12 protein-coding genes and 1 pseudogene are annotated in these 14,864 nt (G+C 71.9%); 4 read left to right on the top strand and 9 right to left on the bottom strand.

Features of this window, described 5'->3' with window-relative positions; translation table 11 throughout:
- Nucleotides 1-838 (bottom strand): toll/interleukin-1 receptor domain-containing protein (locus I6A60_RS19890; protein WP_307873764.1); only part of this gene is annotated, 838 nt, incomplete at its 3' end.
- Between the two features lie 537 nt (nucleotides 839-1,375).
- Between I6A60_RS19890 and I6A60_RS42870 the strand changes: the two genes are divergently transcribed.
- The 4 genes from I6A60_RS42870 (at nucleotide 1,376) to I6A60_RS19870 (ending at nucleotide 3,499) form a co-directional block, all read left to right on the top strand.
- Nucleotides 1,376-1,501, top strand: coding sequence for a hypothetical protein (locus tag I6A60_RS42870; RefSeq protein WP_255552053.1), 126 nt, complete (start codon nucleotides 1,376-1,378; stop codon nucleotides 1,499-1,501).
- Nucleotides 1,498-2,061, top strand: coding sequence for an NUDIX hydrolase (locus tag I6A60_RS19880; protein WP_203025286.1), 564 nt, complete (start codon nucleotides 1,498-1,500; stop codon nucleotides 2,059-2,061). The genes I6A60_RS42870 and I6A60_RS19880 overlap by 4 nt, the downstream gene beginning before the upstream one ends.
- A gap of 271 nt (nucleotides 2,062-2,332) precedes the next feature.
- Nucleotides 2,333-2,632, top strand: a complete 300-nt coding sequence (locus I6A60_RS19875; protein ID WP_203025285.1) for a nucleotidyltransferase family protein — start codon at nucleotides 2,333-2,335, stop codon at nucleotides 2,630-2,632.
- A 321-nt stretch (nucleotides 2,633-2,953) separates the two neighbouring features.
- Entirely contained in the window at nucleotides 2,954-3,499 is a 546-nt protein-coding gene (locus I6A60_RS19870) for a non-canonical purine NTP pyrophosphatase (protein WP_203025284.1), read from the top strand.
- 98 nt (nucleotides 3,500-3,597) lie between these two features.
- On the opposite strand, the gene I6A60_RS19865 is transcribed toward I6A60_RS19870, so the two are convergent.
- The 8 genes and pseudogenes from I6A60_RS19865 to I6A60_RS19830 all read right to left on the bottom strand — a co-directional run bounded on the left by I6A60_RS19865 (nucleotide 3,598) and on the right by I6A60_RS19830 (nucleotide 14,852).
- On the bottom strand, nucleotides 3,598-5,097 hold the full coding sequence (locus I6A60_RS19865; RefSeq protein ID WP_307873762.1) for a glycoside hydrolase family 130 protein: 1,500 nt from the start codon (nucleotides 5,095-5,097) through the stop codon (nucleotides 3,598-3,600).
- Nucleotides 5,094-6,209, bottom strand: a complete 1,116-nt coding sequence (locus tag I6A60_RS19860; RefSeq protein WP_238435803.1) for a glycosyltransferase — start codon at nucleotides 6,207-6,209, stop codon at nucleotides 5,094-5,096. Before I6A60_RS19860 ends, I6A60_RS19865 begins: the two co-directional genes overlap by 4 nt.
- Nucleotides 6,206-7,400: pseudogene (locus I6A60_RS44060) on the bottom strand (glycosyltransferase). Before I6A60_RS44060 ends, I6A60_RS19860 begins: the two are co-directional and overlap by 4 nt.
- Nucleotides 7,401-7,925: 525 nt before the next feature.
- On the bottom strand, nucleotides 7,926-9,551 hold the full coding sequence (locus tag I6A60_RS19850; protein ID WP_203025188.1) for an NAD(P)/FAD-dependent oxidoreductase: 1,626 nt from the start codon (nucleotides 9,549-9,551) through the stop codon (nucleotides 7,926-7,928).
- On the bottom strand, nucleotides 9,548-10,321 hold the full coding sequence (locus I6A60_RS19845; RefSeq protein ID WP_203025187.1) for a creatininase family protein: 774 nt from the start codon (nucleotides 10,319-10,321) through the stop codon (nucleotides 9,548-9,550). Before I6A60_RS19845 ends, I6A60_RS19850 begins: the two co-directional genes overlap by 4 nt.
- A 180-nt stretch (nucleotides 10,322-10,501) precedes the next feature.
- The gene (locus tag I6A60_RS19840) at nucleotides 10,502-10,900 is read right to left on the bottom strand and encodes a TIGR03618 family F420-dependent PPOX class oxidoreductase (protein WP_203025186.1); all 399 of its coding nucleotides are present in this window, start codon (nucleotides 10,898-10,900) and stop codon (nucleotides 10,502-10,504) included.
- Between the two features lie 92 nt (nucleotides 10,901-10,992).
- The gene (locus I6A60_RS19835; protein WP_203025185.1) at nucleotides 10,993-11,475 is read right to left on the bottom strand and encodes a hypothetical protein; all 483 of its coding nucleotides are present in this window, start codon (nucleotides 11,473-11,475) and stop codon (nucleotides 10,993-10,995) included.
- On the bottom strand, nucleotides 11,472-14,852 hold the full coding sequence (locus I6A60_RS19830) for an NAD-glutamate dehydrogenase domain-containing protein (RefSeq protein WP_307873761.1): 3,381 nt from the start codon (nucleotides 14,850-14,852) through the stop codon (nucleotides 11,472-11,474). The genes I6A60_RS19835 and I6A60_RS19830 overlap by 4 nt, the downstream gene beginning before the upstream one ends.
- Nucleotides 14,853-14,864 lie beyond the last annotated feature (12 nt).

Genomic DNA, 14,864 nt, shown 5'->3' with positions numbered 1-14,864 from the left:
CGACGTTGTCCACCACCACCAACCACCGCGCCCCCAACCGCCGCAGCTGCCCCGCCACCGCCACCCAGTCCGCGCCCTCCCCCAGGCCGAGCGCCACCCCCAACGCGGCCACCTGCCCCGCGGCAAGCTCCGCATTCTGCCCCGGAACCCACCAAACCACGTCGAAATCGTCCATGTGACGGTGCGCGTACTCCACAGCCAACGCCGTCTTGCCCATCCCCCCAGCACCCTGCACCGCACACACCGCAGCCACCCCCCACGCAGCCAGCTCCTCGGCCACACCCGCCAGCAACGCCTCCCGGCCCACGAACCGCGCCAACCTCGGCGGCACATTCCACACCGCCGGCAAATCCACCGGAAAAACCGGCGCCACCCCCGCCCCCGCCGACCTACCACCGTCACCCGACACCGGAAAACCCGGAGCCACCGCCGGCTTACGCCGCCCCAGCGCAACCGCAGACAACAGGCGGTTCCGCGCTACACCCTCATCCACACCGAACACGTCCACCGACACGATCTGACGCAACAGACCCGGCCGCTCGCAATCCTGCACCCGCACCACCAGCAACAGCCGCCGCGCCCCAGCCGGATCCGCTGCCCACACCGCCTGCCACTCCTCCGTGGCAAACACCGAGGTCAGATACGCAGCCGACACCACCGCCACCGTGCGCCGATCCCCGCCAAGCGCCTTCTGCATCTCGCCCACGAAATGCGACCCCGGCCCGAAATCCCACGCCTGGATCAGCGCCTCATGCCCCGCCGCCTCCAACGTCCAGGCAACCCACTCCGCCCACCGGACATCAACACCCGTATACGACACGAAAAAACGCTGCGTCACCTCGACCAAACCCCCCGTCGGCCACACCACCAGCATCCCACCCCGGCGCGCAAACCCGGCCACGACCCCGCACACCGCCCTACCAAAGCCAGAACCCCCCGCCCGCGCCGCCAACCAGGTACGCAAGCCCGCCGCCCCACACCGACGCTCACCGACAACCGGCGGAACCGACCGGACCCCAGGCCCGGCTGTCGTCTACGGACAGCCGCGGAGGTCGATAGCGACTGAACCAACTTTGCAGGGACCGAGAAAACCAACGACGGCCGTCAACCAGCAGGTCGGACGCGAGTGCCAACCATCTACCGGGACCAGACAGGCAGGAGAGAACAGGAGGAGGAACAGGCGCGTAAGGGATCGTCGCCAAGTTTCTGTACGGGTTCAAGGGCGGCCTTCGGCCGCCGCGGGGCCCCCCGCCCCCCCCCCCCCCCCCGCCCCCCCACCACCCCCCCCCCCCCCCCCCCCCCCCCCCCCCCCCCCCCCCCCCCCGCGACCGTCGGCCCCTTCATCTTTCTGGTGCAGAGGGAGATCCTGGCGGCGGTGGCACTGCTCACCTCGGGCCGCCTCATCGAACCGGGACTACACCAAGTCAACCGACAGATCCGCGAGACCATCGCGCGGGACTGGCTCAACGCCTTCAACGGCGAAGGAGAGACCGACCAATGAACAGTCTGATCGCCGCATCGGTCCGGAACTACCTCGGGCAGCACCCGGCCGAAGAAACGGCACTCGCGCCGCTGCTTGAACTGGTAGAGCAACCCGCGCCCGTAACGTCACGATCCACCACCCCCGGACATGTCACGTGCGGCGCACTAGTTGTGAATGAAGACGGAAAGATACTCCAGATTCACCACAAGACGCTCAACCGGTGGCTCCTGCCAGGCGGTCACATGGAGCCCGGTGACGCAACGCCACTTGTGGCGGCCATCCGGGAACTAGCCGAGGAAACCGGAATCGAAGCGTCGCAGGTGATACCGATCGGCGGCGACCCTGTCGACATCGATGCGCATGAGATACCGGCCAATCCCGGGAAGGGTGAGCCCACCCATGTGCATTACGACTTCCGTTTCACCATGAGGATCGCCGCACGCGAAGGTCTGCACCGAGTGGCCCTCCAACTCGACGAGGTAATGGACTACAGGTGGGTCGAAGCCAGCGGGCTCGCCGGACGGCTCGCGGCGAAAGTCCCGACGTTCCTGGAAACACAGCACCAGGCCTGGACGTGACGACCGGTGGCGCTGCCGGCATCACGATGCTCGCCGCGCGTCTGCAGGGGCCCTACCGACTCACGCCCCACGAGTCAGCCGTACAGCCTGGATCCGATCTGACGAGTCTCAATCGCCTGGCCGACGAACTCGAAGCGGACGAGACTCTCAACAAGCTGCACTGGGCACGGCGATCATGCGATCAAGGCTGCGCGGCCTGAGCCTGGTCGGCGCAGGCATGGTTGATCGTCACAGACTGAGGCTCGTCGGCCAGCTGACGGAGGGCGGCGCGATGACCTTGGAGGAGATCCGAGCGCTCCACCCCCGACTCGCCACTCTGTGCCGCCAGTACGGGATCGCCGAACTGGCGGTTTTCGGGTCCGTCGCACGTGGTTCCGCTGGTCCCACCAGCGACGTTGATATCCTCTATGTTCGGGCTCCAGGCAACGACCTTGGGATGTCGTACTTCGACTTGCAGGACGACCTGGAAAGGGTGTTCGGCAGGCCCGTCGACCTAGTCTCGAAGGACGCGCTACACCGGATGATCCGGGACGAGGTGCTCGGCGACGCGCAGGTTCTGTATGCGGCGTGAGGAACTCTACCTGGCAGATCGAACTGATCCGCGAAACGCGCGGCCCTCACGAGTCGGCGGCCCGCTTGAGCGATGGCACCCGCAGCATGATCTCTTGAACATCGGGACGGTTAGGCCAGCGGCGGCGCAGCACGGTTGTCGCCCGGTGCAACTCTCTCCGCGCCCACACCGAGGGGAGAGAATCAATCGACTGTTGGGTCTCGTTTACGATTCGGACAGCGCGATCCGCGTCGCCAGCGTTGGCGTAGGCGAGGGCCAAACGAGCGCCGTTTGTATTCAAGCGTCTAGCGAGTGAAAAACCCGCACAGGAGGATGACCTAATTGATTGAGCGTGTCTCACTGATCACCGGCAACGCGGGCAAGGCGCGGGAGTATGCAATACTCCTTGGCATTGAGGTAGTTGCAGTCAAGGAAGATCTGATCGAGATCCAGTCACTCGACGTCGTAAAGGTTGTCGAACGGAAAGCGGCGGACTCCTACTCGAAACTGAGAATCCCTGTCCTGGTCGATGACACCGGCCTCGTGCTGCATGCTTGGAACGGCCTCCCGGGCGCGCTCGTCGCATGGTTCCTCGATGCGGTAGGTACGCAAGGCTTGCTCGCGATGGCTGCCGGCGTGGCAGATCGAAGCGCCACCGTGACCACGGCGCTCGGCTACGCCGACGCAGAAGGTATGCGGGTCTTTACCGGCACGCTGGATGGCCTGTTGACTACCGAGGAGCGCGGAGAAGGCGGTTTCGGCTACGACTCGATCTTCGCTCCCGGCGACGGAAGCCTGACCTTCGCCGAGATGACGAGTGATCAGAAAAACGCGATCTCGCATCGCCGGCTGGCTGTCGAGGCACTCCGAAAGGAGTTCGGCCTCTAAGGTTCCCCGAGGACCGGACCGTTCCGGGCCACGAAGAGAGCGGTTCAACATGCCGGAAGTGGACCACCCGCTGAAGTAGCCGTCAGGGGCGGCCCGGATCAGCTGGAGGTCATCCGGGCGAGGACGGTCGCGATGGGGACGCTGGCCAGGCCTACGCGGACGTCGTCGATGCCGTAGGGCAGCCAGAGCAGGCCGTCGTGGATGAGGCCGCCGCAGGAGTAGACGACGTTGGGGACATAGCCGTCCCGCTCGTCCGGGGCCGGGCACAGCAGGGGCTCGGGCAGCGCGCCCAACACCGTTGTCGGGTTCGCGAGGTCGAGCAGGATCGCCCCGATGCTGTACGTCCGCATCGGCCCGACGCCGTGGGTGAGGACGAGCCAGCCCTCGGGGGTCTCGATCGGCGACCCGCAGTTGCCGACCTGCAGGAGCTCGAACGCCGTCCGAGGTGCGTGGACGGGGTCCGGCGGGCCCCAGGCGTGGCCGTCGTCGGAGGTGGTGATGCTGGTCGTCTCGCCGTCGCACCGGCACAGGGCCATGTGGCGGCCGGCGACGAGCCGAGGGAACAGGGCCATGCCCTTGTTGCGCGCCGCCGGGCCCGTGACCGGGGAGGAGGTGAAGGACCTCAGGTCGGGACTGGTCAGTCGCCGTGGCAGGATGCGCTCGCCGTCGTAGGCGGTGTAGGTCGCGCGGTAGTCGACCGTGCCGTCGGGCGCCGTGAAGCGCACCAAGCGGGCGTCCTCCATGCCACTGCTCTCGACCGCGAGGGCGGGCCACAGCACCCGCTGCGCCAGAGCGCTGTCGGCGGGGAACTCGACCCGGTGCAGCAGGCCGGCCGCCGCCCGGACCCGTGCCATGATCCCGGCTGCCTGCAGGCGTCGGAGCAGGTCGGGCGGCACCTGAGCGAACGCGCGCTCGATGTCGCCCTCGTCCCCGGCCGACTGCCCGTCGAGACCGTCGAGCACGGCGCTGGTCACCTCGTCGTCGAGCCCGTGCTCGACGAGCACGGCCCGCAGCTGGCCGGGTTCCCAGTCGACCGGTACCGCGACGCCGACGGTCAGCGGGCCGGCCCGCTGCTCCAGCCGCACCGTGGGACCGGGCCCGACCACGCAGGACGCGAAGCCGATCGAGGACAGGTGGCCCTCACCGATCCCGCGCAGGCTCAGCGCCACCCGCAGTGCGCCGGGGGCAAGCCCCGACTGGTCGGGATGCGCCACCGCCGAGGGGTTGGTGACCGCCGCGCCCTCCACCGCGTACTCGGCGGTGAAACACGCGCCGAGCAGCAGCAGCCGGGCTGGTGACAGCGTGGCGGGCGCCCGCACCCGGGAGGCCACCGCGGCGGCGTGCCGGGTCAGGAGTCCCTGGTAGTCCCGGTGGCGCGGGGTGAACGTCACCAGCAGATCGCCGAGGAGGCTCGCCACCTCCGGCTCGGGCAGGGCGAGCACCCGGGCCACGATGCCGGCGGCCCGGGATCCCGACTCGCCTGCTTCCTCCCCGGGCAGGAAAAGCCTCGCGATGACCCGCCTCGGGTCCGCGGCCAGGGTCACCGGATGACGCGTCACCTCGACCCGCGGGCTCACGGTCGGGGCGCACGAGCTCACGGACCCGTCCCAGAGCTGGCCGGGCGAGCCGGCTGATCGGGCTGATCGGGCTGAGTGACCCCAGCGGGCTGAGCAGGCTGGACGGGTTGAGCAGGCCGGGCCGCGAGCAGGCGACGGGCATGCTGCGCCGTCGAGAGCATCGCCAGGGTGGATTCGGCCCCCTGGTTCAGGTTGCGGCCGTGCGCTTCGAGCCCGTCGCAGCAGCCACCCGAAATGGTGTCGACAAGGGGAACCCCGCTGTCGTTGTCACCGAGAAACCAGGCGTGCGCCTGGCGGAGCCCGACCAGCCACCGCGGGTGGCCGGTGAGGTCGTAGGCCCGGGCGCAGGCGTCGGCCAGGGCCGCGGCCTCGATCGGCTGCTGGTCGAAACCGGGCCGAGCGCCGGGGGCGGCCCCCGACTGGCGGCCGCCGACCGGCGTCAACGACAGCCGACCGGCGCGGGTCTCGATGGCGAGCAGCCATTCCAGCAGCCGCAGCCCGTCGGCGAGCACCCTCTCGTCGGGCAGGCAGGCACCGGCCAGAATCAGCGCCTCCGGCACGGCCGCGTTGGCGTAGCGCAGGCTCGACTCCGGCCAGGGCCAGGCCGGGTCGCGGCACACCGGGCCGATCGCCGCGACGGCGTCGGTCAGCAGGGCGCGCGCGGCGGCGTCGCCGGGGTTGACCAGCAGGATCTCCCCGGCGCCCAGCGCCGCGAACGTCATCGCCCGGGGCCAGCTGGAGCGCCGGCCGGCACTGGCATAGAACCGGGTGCGCGCCGTGGCCCGCAGCCGGACCGTGGGCGCCCGCACCGCCATGGTGCCGAGCCCCCACAGGGCCCGGCCCCACCAGTCGCCGAGACTGGGCCGGTCCCGCCAGTGCCCGTCGGTGTCGCGTCGGTTGCGCACCGCCCCGGATGGAGCCTGCGCCGCGGCGACGAAGGCGAGATACCGCTTGAGCAGCCGGATCAGGGTGAACTCCGGATCCGGTTCGCGGGCGAGCACGACCAGGCCACGCGCGACGTCATCGACGCAGTACCCATGCTCGGGGCGTGGGGTGGTGCCCTTGGCATGTTCGAACAGGCCGACGTCGTCGGTGAGGCGGATCAGATGAGCGAACGACACGTCGACGGTCATCGGGTCGCCATGGCGGGATCGTCGACAGTCGCCCCGGTGGTCTGGCCGGTCAGCCGGGCCGCGGCGGAGCGGGACGGTCCAGTGGCCGTGCGCGCCACCAGCTCGGCGGCGAGCCGCCGGTAGCGGCGGGCGACCGCCGGCCACAGCAGCTCGGGGGCGCGCGCGGCGACCGCGTCGGTCAGGCTGTGCTGCAGGGCGTCGTCGGTGACGATGGCGCGCAGGGCCGCCGCGATCGCCGCCGGGTCCTCGTGCGGGACGAGCAGGCCGGTACCGCCGCCGAGAAGCTCGACCGCGTGCGGGAAACGGGTGGCGACGATCGGCTTGTGCGCGGCGACCGCCTCGATGAGGACGCCGGAGGTGACCTGGTCCCGCGAGTCGTAGGGCAGCAGAACCACATCGGCCGCCCGCACCAGCTCGGCCAGCGACCGCGCGTCACGGTAGCGGCCGTCGAAGCGAACCGATCCGGCCACCCCCAGGCGGTGGGCCAGCGCGACCAGCCCGTCGCGGTACGCCTCCCCCTCCCGGGCGAGCACCTTGGGATGGGTCTCGCCGGCGACGACGTAACGGGGCGGCCGGTCGAGGTCGGTCAGCGCCGCCAGCGCCTCGATCCCCCATTCGATCCCCTTGCCGGGACCGATCAGCCCCCAGGTGAGAACGGTCGGCCCCTCGGACCGCGCCGTGCGGGATGACCGAGACCCGGCGCTGATCGACCCGGTAGCCGGTGGCCAGCCGGACCCTGGCGGTCTCGGTCATCACCACGACCGCCCTCGCCGCGGCGGCCACCTGCTCCAACACCTGACGCTGATGCGTGGTCGGCCGTGTGAGGACCGTGTGCAGAACGACGATCGCGGGAACCTCGAGTCGTCGCAGTACCTCGACCACCTCGGCGCCGTCCCGGCCGCCGTAGACGCCGTACTCGTGCTGGACCAGGACGACGTCGAACCGGTTCAGCAGGCGGGCGGCCTCGGCCGGGCCTCCGCTCGTCCCGGCGACCAGGTCGCCGATGACGCCGGGCGGCGGCGCTGGGGGCAGGCCCCGGGTGCTCGCAACCGGGGCGTCCAGCAGGCGCACGACGCCGCTGGAGGCGCCCGGCACCACGGCGGTCAGGTGCGCCCGCAGGGCGGCCGTGAAGGTGGCCAGCCCGCACTGCGTCGGCGGGTACGTACCGAGAAATCCATAGTGCAGAGGCAAAATGCCCATCCCTCCGAATGGCACCGGCTGCGGGCCGCCGGCAGGCGCAAGAGCGTCGAACTCGGACCGAGAACGCCGAGGAAGGTCAGACAGGGCGATCATGAATATGTGACGGACCGTACAGCCGTAAAGCTTCGAAAAATCTGGGGGAAAACGAGATCCCGGCAGAATTTCGGCCGAACGCGCGAAGCACCGGCCAGGACCCCACGACCAGGGGAAAAAATGATCGGCATATCGGGGATCCTCCTGGGCTCATGCCATCGGGAGGAGCGCCGGCCGCCGGAGGGGCCAGCAACGAAATCGAGGCCTGGGCGGCGGCCCAGGCACCTTCGCACCAGCGGATCGTCGCACCAGCGGTTGGTACTCAACCTTTAAAAAGAGCTAACTCTTTGTATAGCCCTCGGCGCAGGTAAAAGCAAATGGGCCCGTGCCGGCGACAGGCGTATTTGGAAATATAGGCGCCGTCTGGAAGGCGGGTGAGGTGTCGTGTCGGGATCGCCAGGCGCCGCCGGCGGCCCGGGCGGGTCAGTGCCTGCCGAGGATGGTGCGGGCGGCGTTGCGGCCGGAGGCGCCCCAGACGCCGGCGCCGGGGAAGGTCGCGCCGCCCGTGAGGTAGAGGCCGGCTACGGGGGTCTTGTAGCGGGAGAGCTCGCGGCGGCGGCCGAGCAAGGCCGACATCACGCCGTCGGGGAAGCTTGGGACGTAGCCGCGGCGCAGGTAGAACTCGCGTTCGTAGTCGGGCGGGGTCATCGCGCGCCAGTCGCGGACCGAGGCCAGCAGCTCGGGGCCGTTCTCGCAGATCGAGGCGTACTGCTCCAGCCAGCCCCAGGGCAGCGCACGGTCGCCCCAGCCGCCGGCCAGCGCCCACGGCGTCCAGAGGATCTCCTGGCTCAGCACGTGTACGCCGGGCCCGGGGCTCATCGTCTCGTCCAGGACCGACGGGATGTTCAGGAAGAACATCGGTCGCTCGGCGATCAGGCCCCGTTTCAGGTCTGCGGACGCCGCGATCTGCTGGTCGGGGGTGGGGCTGACGATCGTCGTCGGGACGTGGCGCAGCGCCGCGGGCAGCACGTCCTCGGGCAGCGCGGCGACGGCGCGGGGCGTCGGCAGCGCGGTGACGACCGCGTCGAGCTTCGACTCGTAGCCGTCCTCGGCGGGCGCGGCGGCCCAGCGACGGCGCAGGCGGGCGGCCGCGTGCTCGCCGGCGAGCCAGTCGACCAGCAGGGTCCGCGGATCCGTGGCATTGACGATGGTGTGCGCGGTGACCCGCCGGCCGTCGGCGAGACGCACGCCGTGGACCCGGCCACCGTTGGCGTCCAGGCCGGTCACCCGCGCGCCGGTGACGACCCGACCCCCATGGGCCCGCACGTACCGTTCGAGGGCGGCGGGAACCGCGCCGCTGCCGCCGACCGGTCGGCCGACGCCGACGAGGTGGCGGATCGCGAGGCCCAGCGCGCCGAGGCCGGTGCCCGGCGCGTCCGGGCCCAGGCCCCAGACCGCTGGGCCGACGGTGTGGGTCGCCGCGATCACCCAGGAGGGCAGGCCGAACGACGTGAGCACGTCGACGAGGCTGCGGCGCGGCCAGTCCAGCAGCACGTTCGCGCCGCGCAGCCGTTGGCGGGCGACGACGGTGGCGACGATCGACGGGGTGGTCGGCCGGCCGCCCTGCACGGCCAGCACGAGCCTCGCGGCGGGCAGCGCGACGTCCAGGTAGCGCCGGTAGGCGTCGGCCGCGGCTGGGTCGACGCGGGCGAGGCCGTCGACGGTCCGCTCGATGGAGCGCCACTGGATGAAGACGGGCTCGTCGGCCCAGCCGACGCCGATGAGCATCGGGTCGACGTCGAGGTAGCGCAGGCCGTGGGCGGCGAGGTCGAGCTCCTCGACGATCCCGCTCGCCCGGATCATCGTGTGGTCGCAGTTGCAGATGTTGACCCGGGCGCCGATCGCGTCGACGGTCGACGCGCACCCGCCGGCCTGCCCGCGAGCCTCCAGGACGACTACCGAGCGGCCGGCCCTGGCCAGGTAGGCCGCGCAGGCGAGCCCGTTGTGCCCGCCGCCGATGACGACGACGTCCGCCCGAGGCGGCAGCGCGTCCGGCTGCGAGTCCGGCCGCGAGGCGCGCACGCCCGCGGCCCCTACGTCGGCCGTCACCGACTGGTCTTCGGGTCGAACCGGGCGATCTCCCGGAGCGACGCGGCTGCGGTCTCGACCATCGCCTCGTACCGCTGCTTGCCGTGCTCGGCGGTGGCGCCGGTCGGGTCGCCGATCGTGCCGTCGGTGCCGAAGTCGTCGGACAGCCAGCCGAACGACACCGACCGGCCGAAGCCGACCCGCTCGTAGGACGCCAGGTGCTCGGGAACGGACCGGGTGCCCAGGTCGAGGCGGACCAGCTCGGGACGCAGGTGCATCATCACCGACGTCTCCTCGATGCCGGCGTGGATGCCCATGCCCAGCTCGGCGGCCGGCGACGTCCCGCCCTGGTCCGGCGGCACCGACGGGTGCATCACGAACGTGCGCAGGCCATGGGCAAGCCGCAGGTCACGACTGGCGACCTGGAGCAGGGCGCTGTTGCCGCCGTGGCCGTTGAGGAACACCAGCCGCTGGACCGGCGTCGTCGCGAGGCAGCGGCCCAGGTCGTCGAGCATCGCCAGCATCGTCGCCGCGGACAGCCACATCGTGCCAGCCGACCAGGCGTGCTCGTTGGACTTGCTGTAGGCCAGCGTCGGCAGCAGCAGCAGGTCGATCTCGTCGCCGTAGGCCGCCACGACGTCGCGGCCCAGGGTGTCGGCGACGACCAGGTCCGTCGACAGCGGGAGATGCGGCCCGTGCTGCTCCACCGAGCCGACCGGCAGGACCGCGATCGCGCCCGGTGACAGGTCCGCGATCTCGGGAGCCCTCAGGTCGGCAAAGATCCGGGTCATGCTGCCTCCAGCCGCCGAGCACCACCGCGGCGGATGGAGGCACCCCCCGCCCGCCGCCTCACCCACAATGTTCGCCTGACCAACACTGCGCCAGACCAACACTGTGGCGACCTGACATGACGAGCCCGTCAGCGCCAAATTTCTCAGCCGTGAAGTCGCGCCCGGTCGACGACGAGCCGGTCAGCCGCTCGGCCGCACGCGGGCGGCCTCGAAGGTGACGACGACCCGCGGTTCGAGGCCGGGGGCGCCGAACTGCTCCAGCGTCCGGCCGTAGGTGGCGAGCAGGCTGGTCAGGAACGTCTTGTCGCTGTCGTCCTCGATGGTGGCCGTCGCGCGGATCTCGATGAACCGGAACGGGTTGTCCGCCGCGAGCGCGAAGACGGTGGCCGTCGGGTTCGCCAGCAGGTTCCGGTACTTCTGCCGGTTCTTCGACAGCGACGTCCGCAGCACGCCGTCCTCGCCGAGCAGCGACCAGACCGCCGACGTCTGGATCGACCCGTCGGGGTTGACCGTGCTCAGCATGATCGTGGTGCCCGTGAACAGGTCCCGGTGCGACTCGGGCACCAACAGGTCCGCCATGTCCGCAATCTCCTCAGCGTCGATCGAAGGCGTGCACCAGTTCGCAACCCAGACCAACTAACCGGGTGTTCCGCCGGACGACGGTTATGCCCTCAGGGCATCTCCATGGTCTGGGCGACCCGCAGCTCGTCGAACGTCCGCGTCAGCTCCGGGCCGAGCCGGGCACCGAGCCGGCGCAGCAGCTCGTCGACGACGAGGGCACAGGCGATCGGCAGCGCGTCCTGGTCGAGGCTGGGCCGCGGCGCGTCCTCCGGCGGGTGCACGCCCAGCGCGCCGGCGAGCACGATCAGGACGGCGTCCGGGTCGAGTCCGCCGAGCCAGGGGGCCGCCGGCCGGGCCACCTCGCCGAACAGCGTCCGGATGTCGTCCCCGTCCAGCCCGTCCGGGTAGGCCCGCTCGACCAGCCCGAGGGTGAGCCGGTGCAGCACGTCGCGGACCAGCACCTCGTCGTAGCCCCGCAGCCGCTCACACCCGTCCCGCAGCGCCGGCTCGTCCCGTCCCGCGACAGCCCGCCCGAGGTCGGTAACCGCCCGTTCGATGGCCCGCCCAGCAGGCGGCAGCCCGTCGGTGGTCACCGCGACCAGTCGCGCAGGCGGTGGCCGACGCCGGTCTGGTCGAACTGGGCCCGTTCGACCAGGACCCGCAGCTCGTGCAGGGCGACCGTGGCCGCGGCGACATCGATCGGGCCGGCGCCGACCTGGGCGCCGGCCGCGGCGGTGGCCCGGGCCTTCCGTCGGTGAGGCTCGCCTGACGGCGGCGCACCGGCCAGCTCGGCGAGGACGGCCTGGAAGGGCCCGACCGCCTCGCAGCGGGCGTCGAGCCAGCGCGACGTGATCGCCCGCGGCCCCTCGGCGAGCCAGTCCGCCGTGTCCTCGCCAGGCGGGTCGGACGGGTCCACGCCGGCGACGGCGTCGGCCCGGGTCGTCGCGATGACCTGCCAGTCGAGGGTCGCCCACAGGTCGGTGAGCTGGGCGCGCAGGGCACCCTTGGCGGCCAGGGTCCAGTGCGAGTCGGCGGCCACGTCGTCGAGCCGGTCGTAGAGGCCGGCAAGGCCCAGCCGTTCGCCGAGCGCGACGTGCACGCCGGCCGCGTCCTCGATGGGACCGGGCGCGGGCGTCGGCATGGTGACGAGCAGGTCGAGGGCGGTGCCGAGCTCACCGAGCCCGGAGATCCGCGCCGTGAGGTCCGATTCGGCGGCGGGTCCTGAGACGCCGAACGACGCGGCGAGGTCCGCGGCCGAGGCCCGCAGCCGCCGCGTCACCGTCGCGGTGCCCGCCCGGCCGCGGGCGTGGCGAAGCAGCCATTCCGTCGCCAGCTCGTGGAAGTCGCGGGCCGCCCGCCGGGCCGCCAGCTCGTCGGCGGCCGGCAGGGTGCGGGAACGCTCGTCGAGGACCGCCCACAGCTCCTCCAGGCCGAACAGCGAGACCGCGGCGGCGCAGGCCAGGACGGCGTCCGGGGTCGACACCCCGACCTGCTCCTCCAGCCGGAAGACGAAACCGGGCCCGAGCCGGTTCACCAGCTCGTTCGCCAGGTGCGTCGCGATGATCTCGCGGACCAGCGGGTGGGAGCTGATCCGGCGCGCGTACCGGGAGCGCACGGCCGGCGGGAAGTAGCGCTGCGCGACCAGGTCGAGAATCGGCTCGTCGGGCAGCGTCGAGTCCAGCAGCTCCTGGCGGACCAGCGTCTTCGCCTTCGCCTGCAGGACCGCGAGCTCCGGGCGGGTCAGCCCGGCGCGGGCGGCGCGCAGCTCCTCGATCCGGGCCTCGGACGGCAGCAGGTCCAGCGAGCGGACCAGCCCGGACCGGGCCTCCAGGTTGCGCAGCAGCCGAGCGTGCCGGTCCAGGTAGAAGCCCGCGTACGCGGCGGCGAGGCTCACCGCGACCGCCTGCTGGGCGCTGTCGTCGAGGACCGCGGCGGCGACGTCGGCCGTCAGCGACCGCAGCAGCTCGTCGCGGTCGGCCAGCGTCAGCTCGCCGTCGTCCACCGCGCCGGCCAGCAGGATCTTCAGGTTGACCTCGCGGTCGGAGGTGTCGACGCCCGCGGAGTTGTCCAGGAAGTCGGTGTTGATCCGCACCCCGTGGTGGGCGGCCTCGACCCGGCCCGCCTGGGTGACGCCGAGGTTCCCGCCCTCCACGACGACCTTCGCCCGCAGCTCGGCGCCGTCGACGCGCACCTCGTCGTTGGTGTGGTCGGCCGCGTCGTCCTGGCTCTCGGTGCTCGCCTTCACATAGGTACCGATCCCGCCGTTGTAGAGCAGGTCGACGGGGGCCCGCAGCAGGGCCCGGATCAGCTCGACCGGCGAGATCCCGTCGTCCTGCCCGGCCGCCGCCGGCAGGCCGAGGACCTCGCGGGCCCGGGCGGACAGCTCCACCCGGCGGGCGTCGCGGCGGAACACGCCACCGCCGGGCGAGAGCACCTTCGGGTCGTAGTCCGCCCACGACGAGCCGGGCTGTTCGTAGAGCCGCTGCCGCTCGGCGAAGGAGTCCGCCGGGTCCGGATCGGGGTCGATGAAGACATGCCGGTGGTCGAACGCGCCGACCAGCAGCATCGAGGCCGACCGCAGCATCCCGTTGCCGAACACGTCGCCGGACATGTCGCCGATCCCGACCGCGGTGAACGGGTCATGGTCGGGGTCGACGTCGAGCTCGCGCAGGTGCTGGCGGGCCGACTCCCAGGCTCCCCGCGCGGTGATTCCCATCGCCTTGTGGTCGTAGCCGACCGACCCGCCCGAGGCGAACGCGTCCCCGAGCCAGTAGCCGTGCTCGGCGGCGATCTCGTTCGCCAGGTCGGAGAAGGCGGCGGTGCCCTTGTCGGCGGCGACGACCAGGTACGGGTCGGGCTCGTCGTAGACGACGGTCCGGGCCGGGCCGACGGGCTTGCCGGCGACCAGGTTGTCGGTGACGTCGAGCAGCGCGGAGACGAACGTCCGGTAGGCCGCGCGCACCCGCGCCTGGTCCGGCCTCCCGCCGCTGGCCGCGCCGCCGGCGAGCGCCGGCTGGTGCAGGACGAACGCGCCCTTGGCCCCGTCCGGCACGATCACGACGTTCTTCGTGACCTGCGCGCGGAACAGGCCGTGCACCTCGGTGCGGTAGTCCTCGGGCCGGTCGGAGAACCGCAGCCCGCCGCGGGCGACCCGCCCGCCGCGCATGTGCACCCCTTCGACCTCGGGCGACGTCACGAAGACCTCGACCCACGGGCGCGGCGGCGGAAGCAGGCCCAGCCGACTTGAGGCGATCTTCAGGGCGAGCGCCGGGCGCGGGGCGCCGGTCTCGTCGCGCTGGTAGAAGCTCGTGCGCACGACGGCAGCGAGCACGTCGCGCAGCCCGCGCAGGATCCGGTCCTCGTCCAGGCTCGTGACCTTCCCCAGCAGGTCGTCGAGGGTGGCCGAGGCCTGCTGGGCCGCCGGCTCCCGGTCGGCCGGAGCGCGGTCCGGGTCGAACCGGGCCCGGAAGTACTCCAGCAGGGCCTGCGCGAACGCGGGGTTCGCCAGCACCGTCCGCTCCGCGTACCCGTGGCTGAGCGTGACCCCGGTCTGGTGCAGGAACCGCCAGGCGGCCCGGATGACGGCCACCTCCGGCCAGGGCAGCCCGGCCGTGAGCGCGAGCCGGGTGAAGCCGTCCAGCTCCGCCTGCCCGCTCCAGACCGCCACGAACAGCTGCCCGAACGCGTCCAGCGCCTCGTCCGGGTCCGCGCCGGTGGCGTCGGGAAGCCGCAGCAGGTACTCGTCGCGGTCCTGCGGACCGGCGCCGTCAGCCCCGCCGGCGGCCCGGGTGTGATCGACCACCTCGACGCCGAGCCGGCCGAACACGTCGACCACCGCGGCCAGCGGCGGCCGTGGGCAGGCCGGCGGCCAGGTGAGCACGCACCGCGCGGTCCCCGGCGGACCGGCGGCCCCGTCGACGAACGTCACCATCGGGGCGATCTCCGTGGCCACAGTGCCGTCCGTGGTCACACTGCCACCCAC

Source organism: Frankia sp. AgB1.9 (assembly GCF_016786355.1).
Lineage (GTDB): Bacteria > Actinomycetota > Actinomycetes > Frankiales > Frankiaceae > Pseudofrankia.
This window is presented reverse-complemented; position numbering and strand designations above follow the sequence as displayed.

Bases quoted from the DNA above. Each gene is read 5' to 3' on its own strand.
- I6A60_RS19840 (WP_203025186.1), bottom strand. From the start codon at position 10,900: ATGGCGGACCTGTTGGTGCCCGAGTCGCACCGGGACCTGTTCACGGGC.
- I6A60_RS19845 (WP_203025187.1), bottom strand. From the start codon at position 10,321: ATGACCCGGATCTTTGCCGACCTGAGGGCTCCCGAGATCGCGGACCTG.
- I6A60_RS19860 (WP_238435803.1), bottom strand. From the start codon at position 6,209: ATGACCGTCGACGTGTCGTTCGCTCATCTGATCCGCCTCACCGACGAC.
- I6A60_RS19880 (WP_203025286.1), top strand. From the start codon at position 1,498: ATGAACAGTCTGATCGCCGCATCGGTCCGGAACTACCTCGGGCAGCAC.
- I6A60_RS19875 (WP_203025285.1), top strand. From the start codon at position 2,333: ATGACCTTGGAGGAGATCCGAGCGCTCCACCCCCGACTCGCCACTCTG.